At 44.2% G+C, this 21,519-nt stretch carries 11 protein-coding genes; 9 read left to right on the top strand and 2 right to left on the bottom strand.

Annotated elements, in window-relative coordinates; translation table 11 throughout:
* Nucleotides 1–18 precede the first annotated feature (18 nt).
* On the bottom strand, nucleotides 19–813 hold the full coding sequence (locus tag OW495_RS09920; protein ID WP_099165752.1) for a LuxR C-terminal-related transcriptional regulator: 795 nt from the start codon (nucleotides 811–813) through the stop codon (nucleotides 19–21).
* 241 nt (nucleotides 814–1,054) lie between these two features.
* Between OW495_RS09920 and OW495_RS09915 the strand changes: the two genes are divergently transcribed.
* The 3 genes from OW495_RS09915 (at nucleotide 1,055) to OW495_RS09905 (ending at nucleotide 3,646) form a co-directional block, all read left to right on the top strand.
* A complete protein-coding gene (locus OW495_RS09915; protein ID WP_102291535.1) occupies nucleotides 1,055–1,990 on the top strand; it encodes a DUF3187 family protein in 936 nt (311 codons plus the stop codon).
* 158 nt (nucleotides 1,991–2,148) lie between these two features.
* Nucleotides 2,149–3,189, top strand: coding sequence for a porin (locus tag OW495_RS09910; RefSeq protein WP_099165751.1), 1,041 nt, complete (start codon nucleotides 2,149–2,151; stop codon nucleotides 3,187–3,189).
* Nucleotides 3,190–3,334: 145 nt separating this feature from the next.
* Nucleotides 3,335–3,646 carry a hypothetical protein gene (locus OW495_RS09905; protein ID WP_065104554.1) on the top strand — a complete coding sequence of 104 codons (312 nt, stop codon included), beginning with the start codon at nucleotides 3,335–3,337 and terminating at the stop codon, nucleotides 3,644–3,646.
* Between the two features lie 134 nt (nucleotides 3,647–3,780).
* On the opposite strand, the gene OW495_RS09900 is transcribed toward OW495_RS09905, so the two are convergent.
* Nucleotides 3,781–5,628, bottom strand: a complete 1,848-nt coding sequence (locus tag OW495_RS09900; protein WP_099165750.1) for a M3 family metallopeptidase — start codon at nucleotides 5,626–5,628, stop codon at nucleotides 3,781–3,783.
* A gap of 254 nt (nucleotides 5,629–5,882) precedes the next feature.
* Between OW495_RS09900 and OW495_RS09895 the strand changes: the two genes are divergently transcribed.
* From OW495_RS09895 to OW495_RS09870, 6 genes are read left to right on the top strand one after another with little or no spacing between them, the layout of a single operon-like run.
* Nucleotides 5,883–15,059, top strand: coding sequence for a type I secretion C-terminal target domain-containing protein (locus OW495_RS09895; RefSeq protein WP_289886256.1), 9,177 nt, complete (start codon nucleotides 5,883–5,885; stop codon nucleotides 15,057–15,059).
* Between the two features lie 33 nt (nucleotides 15,060–15,092).
* Nucleotides 15,093–17,252, top strand: a complete 2,160-nt coding sequence (locus OW495_RS09890) for a type I secretion system permease/ATPase (protein ID WP_289886255.1) — start codon at nucleotides 15,093–15,095, stop codon at nucleotides 17,250–17,252.
* Nucleotides 17,245–18,570 (top strand): HlyD family type I secretion periplasmic adaptor subunit, encoded by a 1,326-nt coding sequence (locus OW495_RS09885; protein ID WP_065104558.1) that lies wholly within the window; start codon nucleotides 17,245–17,247, stop codon nucleotides 18,568–18,570. The genes OW495_RS09890 and OW495_RS09885 overlap by 8 nt, the downstream gene beginning before the upstream one ends.
* Before the next feature lie 33 nt (nucleotides 18,571–18,603).
* Nucleotides 18,604–19,917: a TolC family outer membrane protein gene (locus OW495_RS09880; RefSeq protein ID WP_065678872.1), complete on the top strand. Its 1,314-nt coding sequence runs from the start codon at nucleotides 18,604–18,606 to the stop codon at nucleotides 19,915–19,917.
* Complete coding sequence (locus OW495_RS09875) at nucleotides 19,917–20,555, top strand: OmpA family protein (RefSeq protein ID WP_065111395.1); 639 nt, start codon at nucleotides 19,917–19,919, stop codon at nucleotides 20,553–20,555. Before OW495_RS09880 ends, OW495_RS09875 begins: the two co-directional genes overlap by 1 nt.
* Complete coding sequence (locus OW495_RS09870) at nucleotides 20,555–21,499, top strand: substrate-binding domain-containing protein (RefSeq protein ID WP_289886250.1); 945 nt, start codon at nucleotides 20,555–20,557, stop codon at nucleotides 21,497–21,499. Before OW495_RS09875 ends, OW495_RS09870 begins: the two co-directional genes overlap by 1 nt.
* The last annotated feature ends 20 nt before the right edge of the window (nucleotides 21,500–21,519 follow it).

Here is a 21,519-nt window from a genome sequence, read left to right as displayed (position 1 = left end):
GGCACCTAACACTTTGTTTTAGCGTGTCGTGTGCATGCTTTCTGCAATACCTAGCCCATTACGCAACGCGAACTGAAGAAGGTCATTGTGGTTGTTCAAATCGAGTAATCCAAGCATTCTGTACTTATGTGACTCTATAGTTCGAGGGCTTAGGTGGAGCTGTTCCGCACATTCTTTCGCACTTAGGCCTTGGGCAATAAGTGCCAAAACCTTGGTCTGTTTTTTCGTCAGCAATAACAGTTTGTCACTGTCGTCTTCTAAACGGTTCTCAGTTTGTTTCAGTGTTCTTGCTAAGGTCGAATGTTGCCAGTAACAAAGCCAAACTTCACAGACCAACTTCAGGCGTTTGATATCTTCTAGGTCGAAGTTGGTGTCAGTGTCATGGAAGTTGGTGAAAGATAGTGCTCCCCAACGTTGATTAAAGAGCTGTAGAGGTATGATGCAGTGCCATCGGCCGCCTTCTTTATACAGTTGCTTTAATACGTAATTCTGAGTGTTCTTAAGCTCGTCTTTCGAGAATGCGAGATAAGTTTCGTTGGTCTTTAGCAACTTCAAATAATCAAGATAGTTGCCACCAATGAGGCTCTGTTTATTGACTGGTGGGATGTGTTTTTTGGATACGGAGAATGTTTTGCCATCTTCGACCAAAACCATTGAATTTGGGTAAAGTGTCAAACGATCAATGCCAAACCAATCAAGCACATCAAAGCTCGCTTCTGACCAAGTGGCTTGAAAACACTTAGGATCACTATTGATGAGGGTCGAGGATTGCTTCATCAATAACTGTTCAAAACTTAGGTTAGTAGCAGACACATCTTTCCTTTAGCAATATATTCATCAGATTAATATCCCGAAGACTATGCGTTCGCAAAGCACAGTGCAAGATAAGATGTTTACATTTTCGAGTGGTTCTAGTTTTCGTTTTTTTATAACTCTTTAATCTAAATGTTAGGATGATAAGCGGTAGATCTACTGCATTAATTGAACGGTGTTTTTTAATAAAATCGGGCATTTATACAACCGAGTAAACACTTTGATAAGTTTAAGGGCGTTACTGAGTCTTTCAGTCTCGATACTGACTTTTTTTCATCCTGCTGCAAGCGCGAACGCATCCCCAATGTTTGTCTATGCGCAGTCACCTATTCATTCAAATGTGCTTTCAACACAACTTCGTTCTGCTCAGCCCAAAAGGGTGGGGACTATTGAGTTCAAGTCCTCTTATACCCAAGCCAGTATATGGGCACACACGAGTGCGTATTCGCTCGACTATTATCAAAACCAGTCAAATATAGCAGTTCAATGGCAAGCATCTCCTGTTTGGAAAGCGGAGCTGGATTATCGAGTTGTGACTGCAAAAGATAATGGTTTAGACAGCTTTGTGATGGGTTTTCACGATCTGTTTGGTATTGGGCAAAATGGCCGTGATGAAGTGGCGGAAGATCAGTTCACCATGGGTTTTCATAATGCAGGTGTGCATGTGTCTGACTTTGAGGGTGATGATTTGACCAATGCGCTGACTTTTTACAATGAGCTTCTGTTGCATTCTAGAGGGCCGATGTCGCTCTCTGCTGGTGGCTCTTTATTTTACAACAACGTAAAAAGTGGCCAGTTTGCCAGAACTAGCTTCGAACAAGGCGTCCAACTTAACTACAGCTTTATCACTTTAAGACATAACTTTTTTTCAACGGTAGGTTTGGTTCACCGTAACGGTGATGACTACCTAGTTAGTTTAGAGGGTTTCAGCGCAAGTTGGGCATTAGGGTATGAGTATATGTTTAATGCTCGGCACAGTTTGTTAGTTGAGTCTTTAAATTATCAAGGGTGGGCAACGGATGAACCAGATTTCTCAGAACCTTCCAATGAAGTGGTTGTTGGTTATCGATATCGTTTTAATCAACTCGCCATTGAAGCTTTAATGATCGAAAACATCCGTAATATGGACAACAGCACCGACATTGGGTTTACGCTCGGCTTGCGCTTCTCTATATAAAAGCCATATCAACATATCATTATGTAATTTAATTCACCAAAACTATAAAATTTTCAGTAATTTTACGGTATATCAATATACGAAATTTTTGAACAATAGCACCACTCCAAAAGGCCGGATTAACAAGGCCAAATCAATATAGACAGGTAGTGGTTATCATGAAAAAGACATTAGTAGCACTTGCGATTGCGAGCATCTCAAGTTCAGCTTTTGCTGTAAACACAAGCAGCCAGAACAGCCAAAACGAAGACATGTTTGCATTCGATTCAATGCACAAAGATCAATTCTCAGTATCAGGCTCTTTCGGTGTTGGTGGTTACTACGACACGGGTTCTAAAGCGTTCTACGATGACTGGGCAACGGGTCTTACTCTTGCCGTAAACTACCGTAACAACCGTATTGTTGGTTACTTCGAAACTGACATGATGGTTAACTACACGACAGACAATAACGTTTCAGCGAATGATTCAGCTAACTACAAGTGGACAAACGGTATCGATACGGGCCCTGCAACAGATGTAGATAAAGCGTGGCTTGGTTTTGATACTGGTTTCGGTATCGCTTCATTCGGTTGGGAAAACGATACAGCACTAGATAAAGTTGATGGCGCAGGTGACAACACTTACGAGTTTGGCGCTTCTGCTGGTGATGCTTCTGACGGCTTTAACGTTGTTAAATTCCAAGGTGCAACAAGCGGCATTGCTTACGGTATCTCTTACTTCGAAACGAAAGACTCTCGCAACGATGAAGGCTTCGACAAAGGCGTGAACGGTTACATCGGTCTAGAGCAAGAAGTGTTCAACCTATACGCAGGTTACGAAAACCGTGATTACGAAGCTGATTATGAAGTTTACACGGTAACAGGTAACTTGAAAGTCGGCGCTCTTAAGTTAGGTGTGAACTCTTGGATTGAAGAGAGTGACTCTGTTAAGAACACAGGTTACTACGTTTCAGGTGGCTACACAGTTTCTGAAGACCTAACAATTGCAGCGGGTTACGCATCAAGCAACAACGAACTTGACGGCCAAGCGGATGTAGACGCTTCTTACATCAACATCGCTGCAATGTACCGTATCTCTGATAACGCTGACATGGGTATCGATATCAAGCAAGATCTAGACGGTTACCGTATAGGCGAAACTAGCGCGCAATACGACGAAGAAACACACGTATTCGCAGCAGCTTATTACTACTTCTAAGAGCTTTGAATTTGATTGCTATGGTGTAATCGCTTGCCCGGTCGTTACGCCATATTCTCTTCTTTATGCAGTTTAAGCATCCACAAATCGACATGTGGTATGCCACTCAAGTGTTATGAGTGGAATTATTATTTGGAGAAATGTAATGGTTAAGAACATTACTGCCAAGGGTGTTATTTACGGAAATGATACCCTGTTTACATGTAAACCGAATCGAAACGGACTATTTGAATTGGCACGTAAACATGGAAGAGTTGCAGGTACTCGCCCACAAGATCTCAAGAACAAGGTTTATGCTGAATCTCTTGATGAAGCTTGGAAATTACTCAAAACAGAGAAGTTTTATATTGTTTTGACGGGGCAGGTATTTGGCATTCATCGAAAATCACTAAGAAGCGCTGATTCTGTTGATGTTGAGTTTAATACTGAAACTCGCTCGGCATGTGTCACGGTATAGATCCAAAGCTGAATAAAAAAGGACGATAGATTATCGTCCTTTTTCCGTTTCAGTCTTGAGCTCAACCTTTGTTACTGAGGCTCAAACACAATCTATCGACTGTTATTGTTGACTATTGTTATTATCGACTATTGCTATCGACCGTATTGCCCAACGATAAATTGCTCAAACTCATCACACATCTTGTTGTTTGATTCATCATTATTCGCCAACTCTGTCGCCCCATCCACGATCGATATCTTTGCATTCAAATCGGTGACTGGCGCTCGTTCTCTTGTCGACAGCTTTTTAATCTTTTGCTCTTCAATAGCCCAAGCTTCTTGCGGTGATAAGTTACACTCGTCAGCGAGATATTTGGCATTAAAACCTTCCCCAGTCAGGCTTTCGATTGTACCGTTATGGTTCACGCTATTGCCTTTATGCCAATAGTGTTTCGCCAACAAAGGCCCGATCTCTGGGTTATCTGTTAAGTAACCAAACTTGTCGGTGAAATAAGCTCGTGTTTGATACACCGCCATATGAGCCAATAGATAACCTTGGTATGAGCAAGATGCTTCATCAGACAATAAGTGAGGGATCGCCATCAGTGGACGAGGACTGCAAGCCAATCCAAGAATTGCCTTTTCACTGCTACGAGCAAGTGCCGTGATTTTTTCAGGCGTGAGGTCTTCATCAGCTAATTCGTACAGGGCTCGCTCGAAATATGGAACTACAAGAATGCTGCGTTCTTGGTAAGCTCGGAAGGGCTGTTTATTGTCGATGATGGCTTTAATTAGATCATCTGGCACAGGTTGCCCGTCCGCATTTAGAGCGTACTGTTTTAGCCAGTCAGCGTCATTTAACAAGCTGTCGCAGAACATGGATTGTGTTTCAGCATAAGCCATCGAAGTCGGCGCAAACTCTTGAGAGAAACAAGGTGCGTTCATTTTTACATTAGAAAAATGCGCCGCGTGACCACCTTCGTGAAATAGTGTGTTAATCCCATCATAGCCACTGCCTATTTGATCGGGCTTAGCGTTGCTCGTGAAATTAACTTGAGCCGCAACCCAAGCATCTTGGTCATAGAAAGAAGGGATAGGACCATGACAGAAACCGTTAGGGTATTTTCCTTTACGATCAAGCAAATCGAGTTTCAATGTCGCTTGAGAGTATTCAATGTTGAGGCGACCAAAAGACTCTATCCAGCGTCTCAGTGATTTTGAGAAGGGAACATACGGGTCTAAGTCATTCATAACGTCACCAGCAAAAGAGTAGGTAAAGTTATGAGCTTGCAGTGCACTTTCACCTTTCTGCTTAGCTAAGTTCGCTAGGCTTTGTTGATGGCTGTCACGCGTACGTGCGTCGAAGTCGTCCAAGATCGTAAATAGTTGCTCTGTTGTCATCTGTTCAGTTTTAACTACTGAGTAATCAAAAAAGGTGTTGAAACCCAGTGACTGAGCAAATTGGTTACGTTTTTTGATCAGTTCAATGAAGCCGTTAGCCAGCAGCCACTGTTCTAAATCGAGTAATGTTTGGTGTGCAGAAAGTCTGACCTTTTCATTACTATTGCTTCTAACTGTAGAGCCCAGAACGGGCAACGAGCCTTCTGTGTCTTCACCTGCCTCATTGACGTAAGTCATTACGTGATTTTGTTTTTTCTCAAACAGCTCTGCTTCGAATTTGATGAGGTCGGCTTTCAGTTTCTGAGATTGTTGAGATTCGATCGCGTGAGATTTAAAGGTTGCTAACCAGCCATTTAGTCCAGTTAATGTGCTCTCTTTTTCTTCCGCGTCTTGAATTTCGTCAATGGCGGAAATGTGCTTTTCGATAGTGGTTATCTGTTCAGCCGCGCTAAGAAATTCGGTCCACTGAGTTTGCGCTTGTGTTGACCCATTATGGTCGTCACTTATCCCCATGTAAGTATCCCAAAAGAAGTCTTCTTTGGCTTTATGAGTTGCAAGATACTTTTGATTTAATTCGTTGAGATAGTTCGTAGCAGTCATGATATTCCTTGAAAATAACGCTTGAATTTCAAGATTATGACACATTCATAAGGTGTATTGTGTGACAAAACATATAACTGAATGCAAGTCACAGCATATCGATTTACTTTACAGCGTATCAGTGATAATTAATTAACTGTTAAAGATTTGTTTTTTGCTAGTATTAATAAGAGATTGTTTGCTGATTTTTCTCCCCTTTTATTGAGTCAATTGATGTTCTCAATGTCAGCGTTTTTGTAAGGAAGAGGTTTAGGATGGATCCTATTTTATATATCGAAGTTGGTGGCGTTGTTTGGCAGGTGCTTGCAGATGGTACTTGGCTTCAAGTGCCCGCATCACAACCCAAAGTTGAAGGTGTGCAAGTTGTGAGTATTGAACCTCAGAATTTGGACCAAACTCAGCCTCTCACTGAGCCGCAAATTGCCGCTGTTGAGCAACAGTTGGAAGAGGTGGTCTCCCAACTCGTTAACAATCTTGAAAGCGCACCTCAGCAACAGAACTCTGTCAACGATCAGCCCAGCTCTAGCGCTTCTTTTATTGCTTATGTTCGCTCCACACTAGACGAAACATTCGCAGACGCGGGCTTTGATACTCGTCCCACAGAATATGAAGAAGAAGACACCAATTCAAACGATGGCAACCTAGATGCGCTGTTACCTAGCGCAATATTAACCGTCGATATATTAGATGGCGGTGACGGTTACGAAAACCAGTTCGAAGTACCAGGTGTCACGATTACGGGCACGGCTGTGGATGTTCGAGACGGGCGTACTGTTGTTCTGACCATCACCGATGTTAATGGCAACACAGTCACCACTTCCGCAATCACAAATGACGAAGCTTATGTCGTCGACGGCGTCGATCTTTCTTCGCTCGCGGAAGGTGACCTTAAGGTCGATGCGATCATTGCTGATGACTTTGGAAATAGCATTACCGCTAACGATTCCACAATCAAAGACACCCTAGCCACAATCGAAGTCGATTTTGATGGCTTTGGTGACGAGTTTTATAACAAGTTTGAAGTCGAGAATGGAGCCTTAGTAGGTACTGTTGCCAATGTCGAAGATGGCCAGACGATAAGCATTTCTATTACCGACAGCCAAGGTCTCACACAAGAATACACAACCACCGTTTCAGGCGGCACGTGGACACTAGTTTCTCAAGATTATTCTAGCTTTGCCGAAGGTGATCTCACTGTCGTTGCTAGTACCGTAGATATTGCAGGAAACCCTACAACAGCGACCGATACCATCGTTAAGGACACGCTTGCGAGTATTACAGCAAGTGTTGATGATGGCGGGGATGGTGTTCTCAACAGTTTCGAAATCCAATCTGCCAAATTCTTTGGTACCGTGCAAAATGTTGAGGATGGTCAAACGGTCAATATCCGTATTTCAGACAGCACCACCAATGTTATCGTTCTGACGGCAACGGTAGTCAATGGTACTTGGTCTGTGGAAGGCGTCGATTTAACGAGCTTTGCTGATGGCAGTATTACCATCGAGGCTGAAACTATTGATATCGCAGGTAACCCAGCGACCGCAGTCAATAGTTCAGGGGTAATTGTTATTGATACCGTTTCGCCTGTTATTGATATTGATACGTTAGATGGCTTTAGTATTTTGGCGTTTCGTAGTGGCCAACTTACAACCATGCAGGGTACAACCAATGTTGCAGAAGGACTGCCAGTTTACATTGAAGTAAGCGACGGGGCTCAGACTCTAGTCTTTGAAGGTGTTGTTGATTCTGCGGGTAACTGGCTGGTGGAGAATATTGATATTTCTGCCCTAGATTCGTCTGCTGAATGGACGATTGACGCAAAAGTTTTCAATACCGTCGGCAACGAAGCCATCGATGACATGCCGACGATTATTCTTCCTGAGTCTGTGGTGTTTTCGGAAAACGTCATCGGTATTTTTGGCGATGAAACACAAACATCAGATATTCGCATCGATTTTGCAGACTTCTCGTTTGGTGATGATCAAAGTCTAGCTGAGTCATTAACCTCTCAAGGCCTATCCATCACCATAGCGGTATCGGCTGACAAACAAAGCCTTGTTGGAACACGAAGCGATGGCGAAACTGTATTCGATGCTGCTATATCTGGCAGCAACGTAAATATCAACTTCTATAAGGCGATTGACCAAGAAGCAGGATTAGATTCAATTCAGACTGCACTGGTTATTGAAGGTTTACAAACTGACGCGGACAACACCACAGAGTTAGTAATTGGCCATCTACCCATTGTAATCAAAGATTCGGAGCCGTTAATTTTCGATGAGTCTTATGATGTGATAGAAGGTGAGGTCACGTCAGGAAATGTATTGAATAATGATATCGACCTTGATACACAGCTGACAATAAAAAGTGTTGAAGTTGATGGAACGACACAAACAATATCCGGTAGTGCGCCAGTTTCTTTTACTCTTGATGAAGGTGTTTTAACCGTTTTTGCAAATGGTCACTGGACGTTTGTCGCCAACAGAAACTTAGATCACACCGTAGCTCAAAACATTAGTTTCAACTATGTCGCCGGCGATAGCAGTAACGACTTCGGAAATGGCACTGCGGTTATCGATATTTTCGATGGTGATGCGGGATTAGTGGTAGATGGGACAACGACCAGTACGGAAGGTGACGTATCTGATGGAGTCCAAACTGTCGTCGGTCAGTTTACTGTTTCCGCAGGTTCAGACAATCCAGATCCCACCTCGATTGTATTTAATGCCAATACCCTGATGCAGCTAAACGCCTTGGGCTTAACGACTGGGGATGAGGAGCTTCCTCTAACTTACACGTTAGCCAATGATGGTAAAACGATTACCGCACAAGCAAATGGTGAAACGATATTCACACTAACGTTGAGTGCGGTTGCTAGTGGTATTGATGTTCTAGCAGACGTCACATTAGTGTTAGAACAGCCTATAAACCACCTAATCAGCAACGATTCTATTACCCTACCACTTATCATCGATGGAGAAGATTTAGATGGTACTGCTTTAGAGCAAGGGCAATTCGATTGGATTATCCAAGATGGAGTCGACCCGGTACTAACTTCAACTAGCAATGCTGCTGTGGACGAATCTGATCTTATTCACGGAAGTGTTTCTGATACTGGTATTTTTAATCTCAACGTCGGGAGTGATTTTGTGGAGTCAGTCTTTTTCGATGTGGGAGATCAGCCGCAGTTATTCAGTGGCGGTGTACAGATCATTTATGTTGTCTCTGCGGATGGAAGTGAACTTACTGGCTATGTTGGTTCTGAAAGTGCTGACAATAAAGCATTCACCTTGAGCTTTACCTCTCCGTCAGGTGAGGCGGATACTGATGTTACTTATACTTTTGAACTCTTTAAGGGACTCGACCAAGATAACATTACAGACGAACTTCCATTTGTTGTTACCGCCAGAGATGATGACAATGATGAAACCAAATTAACCTTGAATGTATCAGTGACTGATGGCGGTGAACCAACGATTGGTTCCGGAACGGTTGAACTGAGTGAAATTCCTGTTGCTGATAGCACTCCGTCGGGAGTAGGTTCAACAGCGAATGTGACTCTGGCTGTTACCGCGGGTAATGACCCGCTGGTTTTCTTAGGTTTGGATGTGACTACGGGGCAAGCTGTTCTTGATAGCGATGGTGTAGCAGTAACCAGCAATGGTGAAGTGCTGACTTGGCGTGATAACGGTAATGGAACCTTTGATGCAGTCCTTAGTAATGGCGATGCTGTCTTCAAAATCAAGTTACCAGATGATTTTAGCCTTGAAGCGAATGGCTCAACAAACGTAAATGTAGTTATTGAGCTCTATCAGTCCATTGATCATGGCTTAGGTTTAAAAGATACCGAGCTGACAATTCCAGCTTCTATCGTCACTATTGACTCAGATGGTTCTCGAGATACGCAAGAATCCGACATCAAAATATACGACGGTAAGGACCCTGAATTCTCAACTGTAGGTAGTATATCTGTCGATGAAGACGGCCTCATTGGTGACAATGAACAAGCTGGTACTGAAGAACCGAGTCCATCGATATCAATTATCCAAGGCTCAGATGATATCGCATCAGTGTCAATTAATACCGCTGCTTTTGATGCGCTTGGCTATAGCAGTGGTGGGCGAGCCATATCTTTGCAAGAAGTGAATGCCGATGGTTGGTATTACGCTCAAGATTCGTCAGGTAACGATATCTTCCGAATTCGTTTTAACAACGATGGTACTACAGAGTTCAATCTGTATGCACCGCTCGATCATGCAACGGGTGATGGTGAAAACAACCTAGCTGTGAATTTTGAATTGGTTGTCACTGATGTCGATGGTGACAGCTCTGATCCTGCTATCTATTCAGTCAACGTTACGGATGCGGTTCCGACCTCTCGAAGCGGTTCGATTGAAATGGTTGAGGGCGATGATCTCAATGGACAGTTCTTAACGGAAGAGTTTGCAGGTGCAGATGGTGCGGAAATCATTAGCTTCACCTATCGAAATGTCACGTATACCTTTGATGATGTCGGTACTCCTATCACGATCAATCTTATCAACGACTATGATAGTGGATCTACTTATGGTCAGTTTACTCTTTCTCCTGATGGTAGTTACCAACTAACCACGAATCCAAACGTATCGACAGATCCTACTAACCCTAAAATAATCGATGATATTGACTATTTGGTACGAGATGCAGATGGTGATGAAGTAATAAGTAACGCAGAGCTCATATTGGATGATAGCGAAGGCTTTATTCGTTATGAAGATTCTGAAACTACAGAAGATAACAACGCGATTATCGTTGTGAGCGTTTCTACTGGAGATGTGGACCAAAGCGAAACCGTTACTGCTATTGAGTTCTCTGAAGCTTCTTTGCAAGGCGGTAGCTTGTATTTAGATGGTGTATTGCTTCAAGTGGTTGATGGCAAGGTGACGCTTTCAGGCAATCAGTTAAAGGCGATTGACAGTCAGTTTACCGGCCCGAATGGTCAGTTAACTTATCGACCTGCACTCCATGAATCGAATACGACCTCAACGGTTATTCTAGCGATCAACGCCATCATTAGTACTGACACCATTCCCAAAGAGTTGACTGCTGACGTTGCTGTTTCTGTTTTACCCGTGGCAGATGCGCCGGATTGGTCAGATTCTGAATTTACTTATCAATCAGTGGAAGATGACGCAGACCCCATTAAATTGGATATCACCGCTCAGTTGGTTGACCAAGACACATCTGAAGAATTGTCTTACACCATTAGTGGCATTCCAGATGGGCTGAATATCACCTTGAACGGTAACGCGGTTAAAGAGGGCAAAGAGTACACCCAAGCTCAAATCGATAAGATGGAAATTAGAGCCGATGAAAACCTTGCGGGTCGATTCGAGTTTGATATCACTGCGATTGCAACCGAAGCGGGAAACACCTTCGCTAACCCTGATGATAGAACTGCCGATATTGTTAATACTGTAGTCGTTGAGATCTCACCGGATGCGGACACTCCCATTTTATCTGTTAAAGATTACAAAGGTCTTGAAGATGAAAACATCTTCTTAAAGAACGTAATCAATGGTGCGTTGACTGATACCGATGGTTCTGAATCATTGAGTTATCAAATTGAAGTACAAGATGGCTGGGCGATTCAAGGCGGATTATTTGATCTAATTGGTCCTAATACTTATCTCGTTTCTGCTGAAGCGATAGAGAACGGCACCGCTTATTTAATACCAAAAGAAGACATCAGCTCCTTTACGGAAGACCTATTTATTAACGTGACTGCCGTTTCTTATGAATCGACAATTGACTCGTTAGACCCTGTTAATGTGACTGCGCTTAGCGACACTAAAACCATCAATATTTTCCTCAAAGGTGTGGTGGATGAGCCTAACGTCGTGGACGGAGGTAATGCACACTGGGAATATGACAGTGATACTAAAGTTATCAGCAACCAATCTGTTCTCAATGAAGATGGTCTGATTCGACTTGATTTTGTGGTTCAAACTTCTGATGACGACGTTTCAGAAGAGATCAATATACTTCTGACCAATATCCCTGACGGCACCTTGTTAGTGGATTCGTTGGGTGAGCCAGTGTCGCTGACGATCGCGTATGTTGATGATGTGACAGGGCCGGTATTCCAAGTCTCTAACGCTCAACTGAATGACCTATACCTCAAGCCTGTTACTGATTTCAGTGGCGAGTTAGAGCTAACTGTTATTGCTATTTCAACAGAGCCTGATGGTGATTCGGGTGAGTTCCCGATGACGTTGAAAGTAGAGTTAGCGCCCGTTGTTGATCAAGAAGATGGTCAAACAGTCAGCACTCAAGGTATTGAAGACAGTCAAATTGGATTGAATCTAGAGCCATCAGTGAATCAAGATGTTGATGGGAGTGAGTCTTTAACGGGGTATGTGATTGACAGTCTTCCTGCTGATCTGACTCTTTATTTTGATGGTAGCGTTATTGATGTATCGGTTTCAGGGTTAGATTTAGAAAGTTTACTAGACTCTACGACGCCAACACTGTCCGAGCTTTTAAGTAGCGGAAGACTATCCGTCACCGCTACTGAAGATTTGAGCGGTACATTTTCGATCCCAATTACCTATGAAGTTACCGACACTTCACCGACAGGCGCGACTGATGTAAAGGATATTTCAGGATCAATCAGTGTCACTGTAGATGCAAGGGTCGAGTCAGATACTCGTTTGGAAAGTTCTGGTCAGCTATACCTCAGTGAGGACGGTTCTCCAGTCAACGTGTCGGATGCGGTTACTTTTGTTGACGCTGATATCGATGGCTCAGAGTACTTAGATTATATCTTGATCGATGTGCCTGATGGCTATTCGCTGATTATCGATCACCCCAACGGAGCCGCTCAAGATGTTTCAGGAAACTGGATTATCTCCGCCAATGGCCTGACGAGTGACTCTATTCAAGAGTTGGCACAAGAGATCTTGAGCGGTATGACGATCTCCAGCCCAAGTGACACACCTGTGTTAGATATTGTGGTGCGTGCTCGTGTCATTGATGGTGAAGATTCGAAGTATATTGATACTTCATTCCAAATTCAGATCACTGGCCATGACGGCGGTGGCGGTTCTTGTGACCCTGTAGGTCCGCCAAGCCCGATTCAACCGGATGGCGAGATTAAGACACCAGAAGGGGAAGATATCGATCTTACGGGCTTGCTCAATACCAATGTAGCCAGTGATCCAGACAATACGATCTCTTTCTATATTCCTGCCGATTCTCTTCCTGAGGGTGTCGAGATTTCTGGTGATGGCGTTATTGCTGAATATGACGCATCTGGCGAAGTAGTCGGTTACTCGATTACTGCCGATGGTCTCTCGAAACTGACGTTAACTGGATTGGATGAGGATTTCGCTGGATGTATTGATTTCACGATAGAGACGATTGAAACCTCACCGTGTAACGGCGAAACAGTAACAACACAACAGACGATTAGCATTCAGGTGTTACCAGTCGTGGATGACATTACCGTGGCTACAGATTCGACAACAATCCAAGAAGATATCGCGACAGACCTTAATCTCGAACTCGTTCTTGGCGATAGCGTTGAAGATGGTCAGTTAATCACGGGCGAAGGCAATAGCGCTACTGGTAAAGAAACCGTTAACTCTCTGACGATTACGGTATCAAATGGTGGCATGCTATCGGAGAGCCCTGCTGATACTGGCTTGTTGGTTGATAACGGCAATGGTACTTGGACCGTAACCGATCCTAGCCGCTTGAGTGATGTGTTGGTAACACCACCTGAGCATTACAGTGGCGAAATCACCTTAACAGTAACCGCCAATATTACCGATGAAGCGGATTGCGTGACTGAAACGGATACGCAAGATAAAACGACCGTGGTGACGATCACCGTTGAACCTGTTGCTGATGCGGCAAACTTGGTGACAGAGGATATAGTAGGTGACGAAGATAACTACATTTCATTGTCATCGCTGAGCGCGGAGCTGATTGACCAAGATGGCTCTGAAAATATGTCTTTGGCACTAAAAGGTGTACCTGAAGGGGCTGTCGTTGCGATAAAAGTTGGGGACTCATATGAGTTGGTTCCAAACAACGGCGCAGATGGCGGTACCTTCAATGGAAACCCTACCTATGAGTGGCAATTAGATCCAAGCCAGTTGGCTAACTTAGTGATTATGCCGCCAAGAGATTTCAGTGGTGACATGAACCTGGTACTTGAGGCAATCACTCAAGAAATCGGCACCACTGAAATCCGCTATACCGAATCTGACTTTACCGTTGGTGTGAACCCAATTGGTGATAAAGTTGAGTTCTTCGATTTACCAGAACAGCTCACTGGAAGTGAAGATGATGGCATTGCTATCCCACTTGATGCCAATAGTTTTGAAACCAACAGCGATGAATTCTTATCTATTACCGTAACGGTTAATGCAACTTCGGATCCGTCAGGGTTAGTCGGATTAGATCGAATTCGAATTGGCTCAGAAACCAGCTCGTTTATCCGTGTTGGCGATATTGCGCAGGCGACGATTCTCGTTAAAGCAAGTTCTGTTGATGAACTAGAATTCTTTGCGGGCGATGCGTTTGGTAATCTCGACATTACGATTACCGGCCGAACGGTTGATCAAAATACCGTACTTGGCGAGTTAGTGGTCGACACGGGTGACCCAAGCTCACAAGACATGACGCTTATCATTACACCAGAACCGGATGCGCCTTTACTAAGCGTTGAATACTCTTCAATTGTGGCTGAAGCAAGTGGCACGATTCCTCTTGGTTTAGACCTTTCTCTTGTAAATCCTGCCGATTCAGAAGTGGGCTTCATTACTATTTATGATATTCCCGCAGGTTTGACGTTCTCACACGGCTCTATGGTTGATGGTCAATATGTGGTGGATTTAGCAGATGTACCTAATTTAGCAATTACTGGCGGTTATGATGGCGTTGACCCATTTGAACTCACCATCGAACCTTCTGCTGAGATAGGCAACAACCAAGCGGTAGGGTTGCCTCAAACGGTATCGGTTGAATTTGTTGCTGAAGGAGACTCTACGATTACCGCAACAGACGATAACGACTTGCTGATTGGCGGTACAGGATCGGACAATTTTGTGTTTGAATCATCAGGTTTGGGCAGTGCTGGGGCACCAAGTTACGATGTAATTCAAGATTTTGATGCGTCGCCAGACACTGATGCGATTGACCTGACGAATATTCTAGGTAGCTTGGATCTTAGTACTGGAGCACAAGCTCGTAATTACTTAGACCTCGAGGAGTCGGGCGAAGGCGTAACCATTTCTATCAAGCCTAATGGTGACGAAGATGTTCAACAAAACATCTTGCTGGCTGATGTCACGTACGACGATTTGTATCAAGGTGATAGTAGCAGTGCATTAGAAGCACAAATTTTACAAAAAATGATAGATGACAACAACTTAACGCTGTAAGTTAGATGTACGGTCTATAAAAGGAAGTTTAGATTGGTAGAACAAAAAGACAGCTGGCTAGGTTGTGTTGAGTGGTTATGTGAGCATTTTAATGTTCGAAGCCATCCTTCCAAAATAGTGTCTGGCCTACCTTTAGTCGAAGGAAGGCTCAATGAGTCCCTTTTCCCAAGAGCGATTGAGAAATCGGGCTTAACTCTGAGCCACGTAAAAAAAGAATTACTGACTCAATGTCAGTTCCCCGTTGTTGCTGTTAATTCCGCGACAGGGAGCCCCCTTGTCGTCACTCAAGGTTCCGGTGGCGACTTTCAAGTATTGGATTGCGAAACCAACTCAAACCAACAAACTTCATTAAAAGAATTGGTTACTCAAGTCGAATCGTATGTTTGGCAAGTGGGTGCTCAAGCTCTCGATGATGCTCGCGTTCAATCCCATGAACGCAGCGAAAATAAGTCCAACACCCGTTGGTTGTGGCGTGTCGTCAAAGAAGTAAAACCCTGGTACAGAGATCTGTTTATCGCTTCATTCTTGATCAACTTGCTCGCGCTAGTCGTGCCTCTTTTTACTATGAACGTGTATGACCGCGTGGTTCCGAACCAAGCGTTTAACACGCTTTGGGTTCTGGCGGCAGGTGTTGGTATTGTTGTTATTTTTGATTGGGTATTGAGAAGCTCACGAAGCTCTGTGACTGACATGGCTGGACGCTATATTGATAACAAGTTGTCTTCTCAACTGTTCTCTAAAGTCCTTGGTATGAAATTGGAAAATCGACCTCAATCAGTAGGCGCATTTGCCAGACAGCTTCAAGATTTCGATAGCGTTAAAGATTTCTTCACTTCTATTTCTTTGGTTACTTTAGTCGACCTGCCATTCACCTTGTTATTCCTATTCCTTATCGGCTGGCTCGGTGGTGCGATGATGTTCATCCCCGTCGCCATCATGTTGGTCTTGATCGTGCTGAGCATTGCGATGAAAGGCAAAGTAGAGAAAACATTCGATGAAACCGCACGTTTATCGACACAAAGACAAGCACAGCTGTTTGACTGCTTAACAACCCTTCCGGACATCAAGCAAAACAACGCAGAAGGAATCACTCAGAAACGTTGGGAACAGACGATTTCATCGCTCTCTCAATGGCAGACTCAATCTCGTCACTACTCTAATATTGTGACTCATTCTATTCAGTCGAGTCAGCAGATCGTCACCATCACTCTGATCATATTCGGCGTGTATCAGATCTCTGAAGGCTTATTGAGTATGGGTGGCTTGATAGCGGTGGTGATGTTGAGTGGACGTGCTGCGAGCTCAGTAAACCAACTTTCTCTTTTAATGCTGAGATTCCAACAAACACGCTCTGCCGTTGAAGGTCTCAACCAGATCATGGACTTACCGCAAGAAGAATCTAAGCACCAAGTGATCGACAAGGGTGATTTTGCTGGTGGAGTCAGATTAGATGAGGTCACGTTTACCTATCCTGATACTCAAAGCCCTGCGTTGAAAGAGATTTCTCTTGATATTAAGCCGGGCGAGCGAGTTGGTCTTGTCGGTGCGGCGGGTGCTGGAAAAACCACACTTTTATCGATTGTGGCTCGTCAGTATTTACCAACAACAGGGCAAGCTTTTTACCAAGAGATTGACGGGCAATTATGGCCTACCAGTGTCTTGCGTAGCGGTATGGGATGGGTTGGACAAACCACTAATCTTATCTTTGGTAGTGTTTACGACAACGTCACTTTGGGTGCGACCAACGTTGATGAAGAAAAGCTAAGACAAGCGCTGCAACAGTCAGGGCTCAACGGTTACATGGGGCGCTTGAGCAACGGCTTAGAAACGCCAGTCGGCGAGGGGGGGCGATTGCTTTCAGGAGGCCAACGACAAGCTGTGGCGATAGCGAGAGCACTGTATCGCTGTCCTAAATTATTGATTATGGATGAACCTACTAGTGCGCTAGATAATCAAGCTGAGATACAGTTCTTCAATGCACTTCAAAGTATGCCAAGAGAAACTTCAATGCTGATCAGCTCGCACAAATCTTCATTCTTGATGATGTGTGACCGAGTGATTGTACTGGACAAAGGTCAAATCGTAGCTGAGGGGGAGCCAAAAGATATCCTCTCTCTACAGAAGAAAAGTGTACCCAAAGGGGCGAGTCGATTTAAGACGGTTTCAGTGGTGAAGGGAGGCCGTCATGAGTAATGATATTCAATGGACCAACAACCACTTGGCATTCCGTTCTCGTAAGCTGATTTGGCTAAGTGCTCTACTCATTGTCTCGATTATTGGTTGGGCGACGTGGGCAACATTGGAAGAAGTGGTTATCGGCGAGGGCAAAGTCGTTCCTAGCCTTTCTGTACAAACCATTCAGAGTTTAGAGGGCGGTCTTGTCCAAGAAATCATGGTGCGACAAGGCCAATCAGTGGTGAAAGGACAGCCTCTGGCTAAGCTCGAAGATACACGTTTTAAAGCTGCGTTTTTAGAGTCGGCTCAACAAGCCGATACCTTACTGGCCCAACAATTAAGATTGAAAGCGGAACTGGCGACGGTCGTTTTAAATAATGATGCAAAAGAGTGGTTTGAAAGAGTGGTTTTAGTACCGCAAGATATTGTTGTCGATGTATCAAGCCATCCCGCGTTAATGAATGCTAAGGCGAACTATCGAGAGCGTTTAGGACAGTTGAAGTCTGAGCTGGAAGAGGCGGCACTTCGCATCGAGCAGCAAGATCAAGCACGTGTCGATACGCTCAATAATATTCAGACTTTAGAGAGCAGCCTAGATATCGTGATTCGAGAACGCAACATGTTGAAAGACGTAGTGGCGAGTGGTGCTGTAGCAGAAGTCGAGCTGCTGAAACTGAACCGTGATGTGGTCAAGCTGAAAGGTGATATTGCCAGCTCGAAAGTGGCGGCTCAGAAACAGATAGCGGCTTACTCAGAATCGATCGCCGACCACCGCAGCATCGCGTTAGATTTTCGTGCCAAAGTACAAGGCCAACTGAACGAAGTTGCCAGCAAAATAGCGCAATTGAATGAAAGCCAACAGGCGATCGCCGACCAACTGAAGCGAACACAAATCTTAGCGCCAGTTGACGGCACAGTAAAAGAGGTCTTTGTGCGTACCATTGGTGGTGTTGTGCGTCCAGGAGAACCGATCATTGAGATCATCCCATCAAACAGTGACCTGATTGTTGAAGCGAGAATCTCTCCGCAAGATATCGCGTTTGTTCACACGGGACTGGGTGCAACAGTCAAATTCACGGCCTATGATTTTGTCATTTATGGCGGACTTAAAGGCGAGGTGATTTATGTCAGTGCCGACGCCTTACAAACGGAAGACGGCAACGCCTATTACCGCGCCCATATTCAGTTAAACGAGGACCAACAACAAAATTCTGCTTTTAGCATTATCCCAGGGATGCAAGTCGCGGTTGATATATTGACCGGAGAAAAAACAGTATTGAGTTATTGGTTAAAACCTATTTTACGAGCTAAGGAAAACTCACTTCGCGAACGATGAAGTGCGTTGAGCATAAATATAAAAGGAAGTGTAATGCATTCAAAATTCTTACTCTCTTCTTGCTTACTAATGAGTGGACTGTCTCAAGCAGCGTCATTAGAAGAGTCCGTGGCCTTTGCCATCGACTATAGCCCAGAGATATTGGCGCAGTACTCCCGATATCAATCGGTGGTAAGAGACGGAGACGCGGCGAGTGGTTTGTATATGCCACAAGTGAACTTGTACGCAGCAGCAGGTTATGAAGAGACACGCTACAACAGTGGCAGCAAACTCGATACCGATGATAGAGGCCTAACGAGAACCGAAATTGGCGTTAAAGTATCCCAGTTACTGTTCGATGGTTTTAAAACGACGTCGAATGTCGACCGATTAACCTTCGAAGCGGAAGCTGAGCGTCTAACTCTGATTTCGCGAGCTGAAAACGTCTCGTTAGATGTGGTGAGAAACTACCTCGATATCCTCAAAGCAGAGACACTGCTTGAACTGTCTAAGCGTAACGTAAAAGAACACCAAGAGATCTACCAAGATATCCAAGATAAAAAGAGCAAAGGTTTGAGTAGCAACTCGGATCTTGCTCAGATCTCGGCGCGTGTTGCGACGGCGCAATCTTCATTAATCGCTGCTCAAAACAACCTGTTTGATTTGCAAACTCAGTACCTACGCTTAGTAGGCAAGCCTGCTGTGAACTTGGTTTATCCACGTTTTGACTATGCTTTGTTACCAAGCTCAGCACAGGTTGCGCTTGAACAGGCTGTCGAAAATCACCCTGAAATCCAAGCCTCTTTGCTTGATATTGACGCCGCTCGTAAAGAGATGCGCCGTGAGAAGGGGGATTACTACCCAGAGCTTAAACTCGAGCTTCATGCCAACAAAAATGACAACGTGTCTAACCCACCGGGTGGTGTCGATGAAGATGCGCGTATCATGTTAACGATGGATTACGACTTGTTTAATGGCTTCTCTACCGACTCTCGCGTGGAATCATCTGCGTGGCGAGTTGAAGAAGCAAGAGCAATCAGATTAAGAACGGAGCGTGAGGTTAAAGAGGGCACTCAGCTCGCTTGGAACGCCTACAAGATGCTTGAACAACAAAAGTCCCTTCTTCAACAGAACGTGGATGCAGCAAAAATTGCAGAGCTTGGTTATATTCAACAATTTAATGTTGGCAGACGAAGCTTGCTAGATGTGCTCGATGCAAAAGTGGAAGTGTTCTTGGCTCGAAGAAACTTCATCAGCACTGAATACGATCAAACGTTAGCGGCATACCGCGTATTGAACGCGATGGGCATGTTGACCTACGCATTAAGGGTTGAACACCCAGAAGAGTGGCAAGGGGAGAACAAGTAATGAGATATTTTAAACTAGCACTACTGAGTTCTATCTTGCTAATGGGTTGTGCAGAAACGCCCGACACGACAATGACTCGCCATCAAATTGATGATCTCGCGGATGATGACCGTGATGGTGTGATTAACCAACGAGATCTTTGTGCTGATACACCAGAAGGTGTGACGGTAGACATTAAAGGCTGTGCAAACTGGAAAATTGTCGAAGATGTTGAAGTGTTAAGCGTAGCATTTGATTTCGATAAATACGTTCTAAAACCTGAACACACGGCCGTTCTCAACGAGTTAGTGCGTTTACTGGGTGAGCAACCAGATGCATCAGTGACCTTAGTTGGTGATACGAGCTCAGAAGGTACTAACGTTTATAACAAAGCACTGGCCAAGAAAAGGACTGGGGTGATTCGAGACGCTCTGATTGACAGAGGTATCGATGGAGAGCGAATTTTCGAACAAGAATTTACTCAGATAACCAGTTTAACTCAGCACCTTCACAAGCGTAAGCGTAGAACCATTGCGGTGTTAAAAACAGAAAGCATGGAAGTAAATCCATCTTGGAATATCTTTACCTCAGAGATGCAGCTCGACAGCAATAGTGATGTTGAATCTAAGACATCGATTGATCCAGTAGGAGGCCAGTAATGAAACGTCCATCTAATAAATCGGGCTTACTGCTTGCTGCTGTACCTGCATTTTTTTCTGTATCAACGTTAGCGAATGACGTGAGTGATATTGGTTTGGTCGCGATTGAACCGAACATGGAAGGGCTTGTTAAAGATTTGCTTGAGAGCAAAGAAATCGACTTAGAAATTTTGTTGAGTGACAGTGTCCCTGAGCAGATGATCATGCAACGCTCACGTGTTGGTATTACTTCCAAAAAATGGACTGACAAAGAGATGGCTAGGTTCGACATGCGCTACGGCTACAGACCGACTGAGCTAATGTTTACAGCCGACGTAATAGCTATTCTGGCGAATGAGAATAACCCAGCCACATCCATTAGTGTTGCTGAACTTATCGATGTGTTTGGTTGTTCTAACGATCCCAAGCACCCTAAATGGTTACCAAGCAGTGATATTCGTAACGGTGAAAGCCTAGATACTCATATGTTGCCTTTTGCTATCGATCACAACCTAAAAGGGCACACCACCTTTTCAAGCTGGGTCGAATGTGGAACGGAAGGAGAATATGCTCATACTCAATTCTTAGCGGATTTACCTGACCTCATTAATAAGATTGAAGATGAAGAAGCTGCCATTGGTTATACGGTTTACTCGGACCAAATTTCTGATGTGAAATGGCTAAGTGTGGTTGATAATCTAGGCGTGAACTACGACTTGAACAAGGAAACGATCCTCTCTGGTCGCTACCCGTTAGCAACGGTTTATTATATGTACCTGAATATTCCAGCGCATCGCAAAGGCTTTACGGAACAAGAGAAGTTCTTTGTGGGGCTTACTCTGTCGGAAGAGCATCAAGCCGTGTTGAACCAATACGGCTTCATCAGTTTGCCGCCAGAAGCTATTCAGCGTAACAAAGTTAGATTATCGCTTGAAGAGCCTGCAATAGAAGGTGGTTATAAATAATTAGTACGACATATTGTATG

It is taken from the genome of Vibrio sp. 14N.309.X.WAT.E.F5, assembly GCF_030397615.1.
GTDB classification, from domain to species: domain Bacteria; phylum Pseudomonadota; class Gammaproteobacteria; order Enterobacterales; family Vibrionaceae; genus Vibrio; species Vibrio lentus.
Note: the sequence above shows the minus strand (reverse complement) of the source record. Positions and strands in the feature narration are given on the sequence as shown.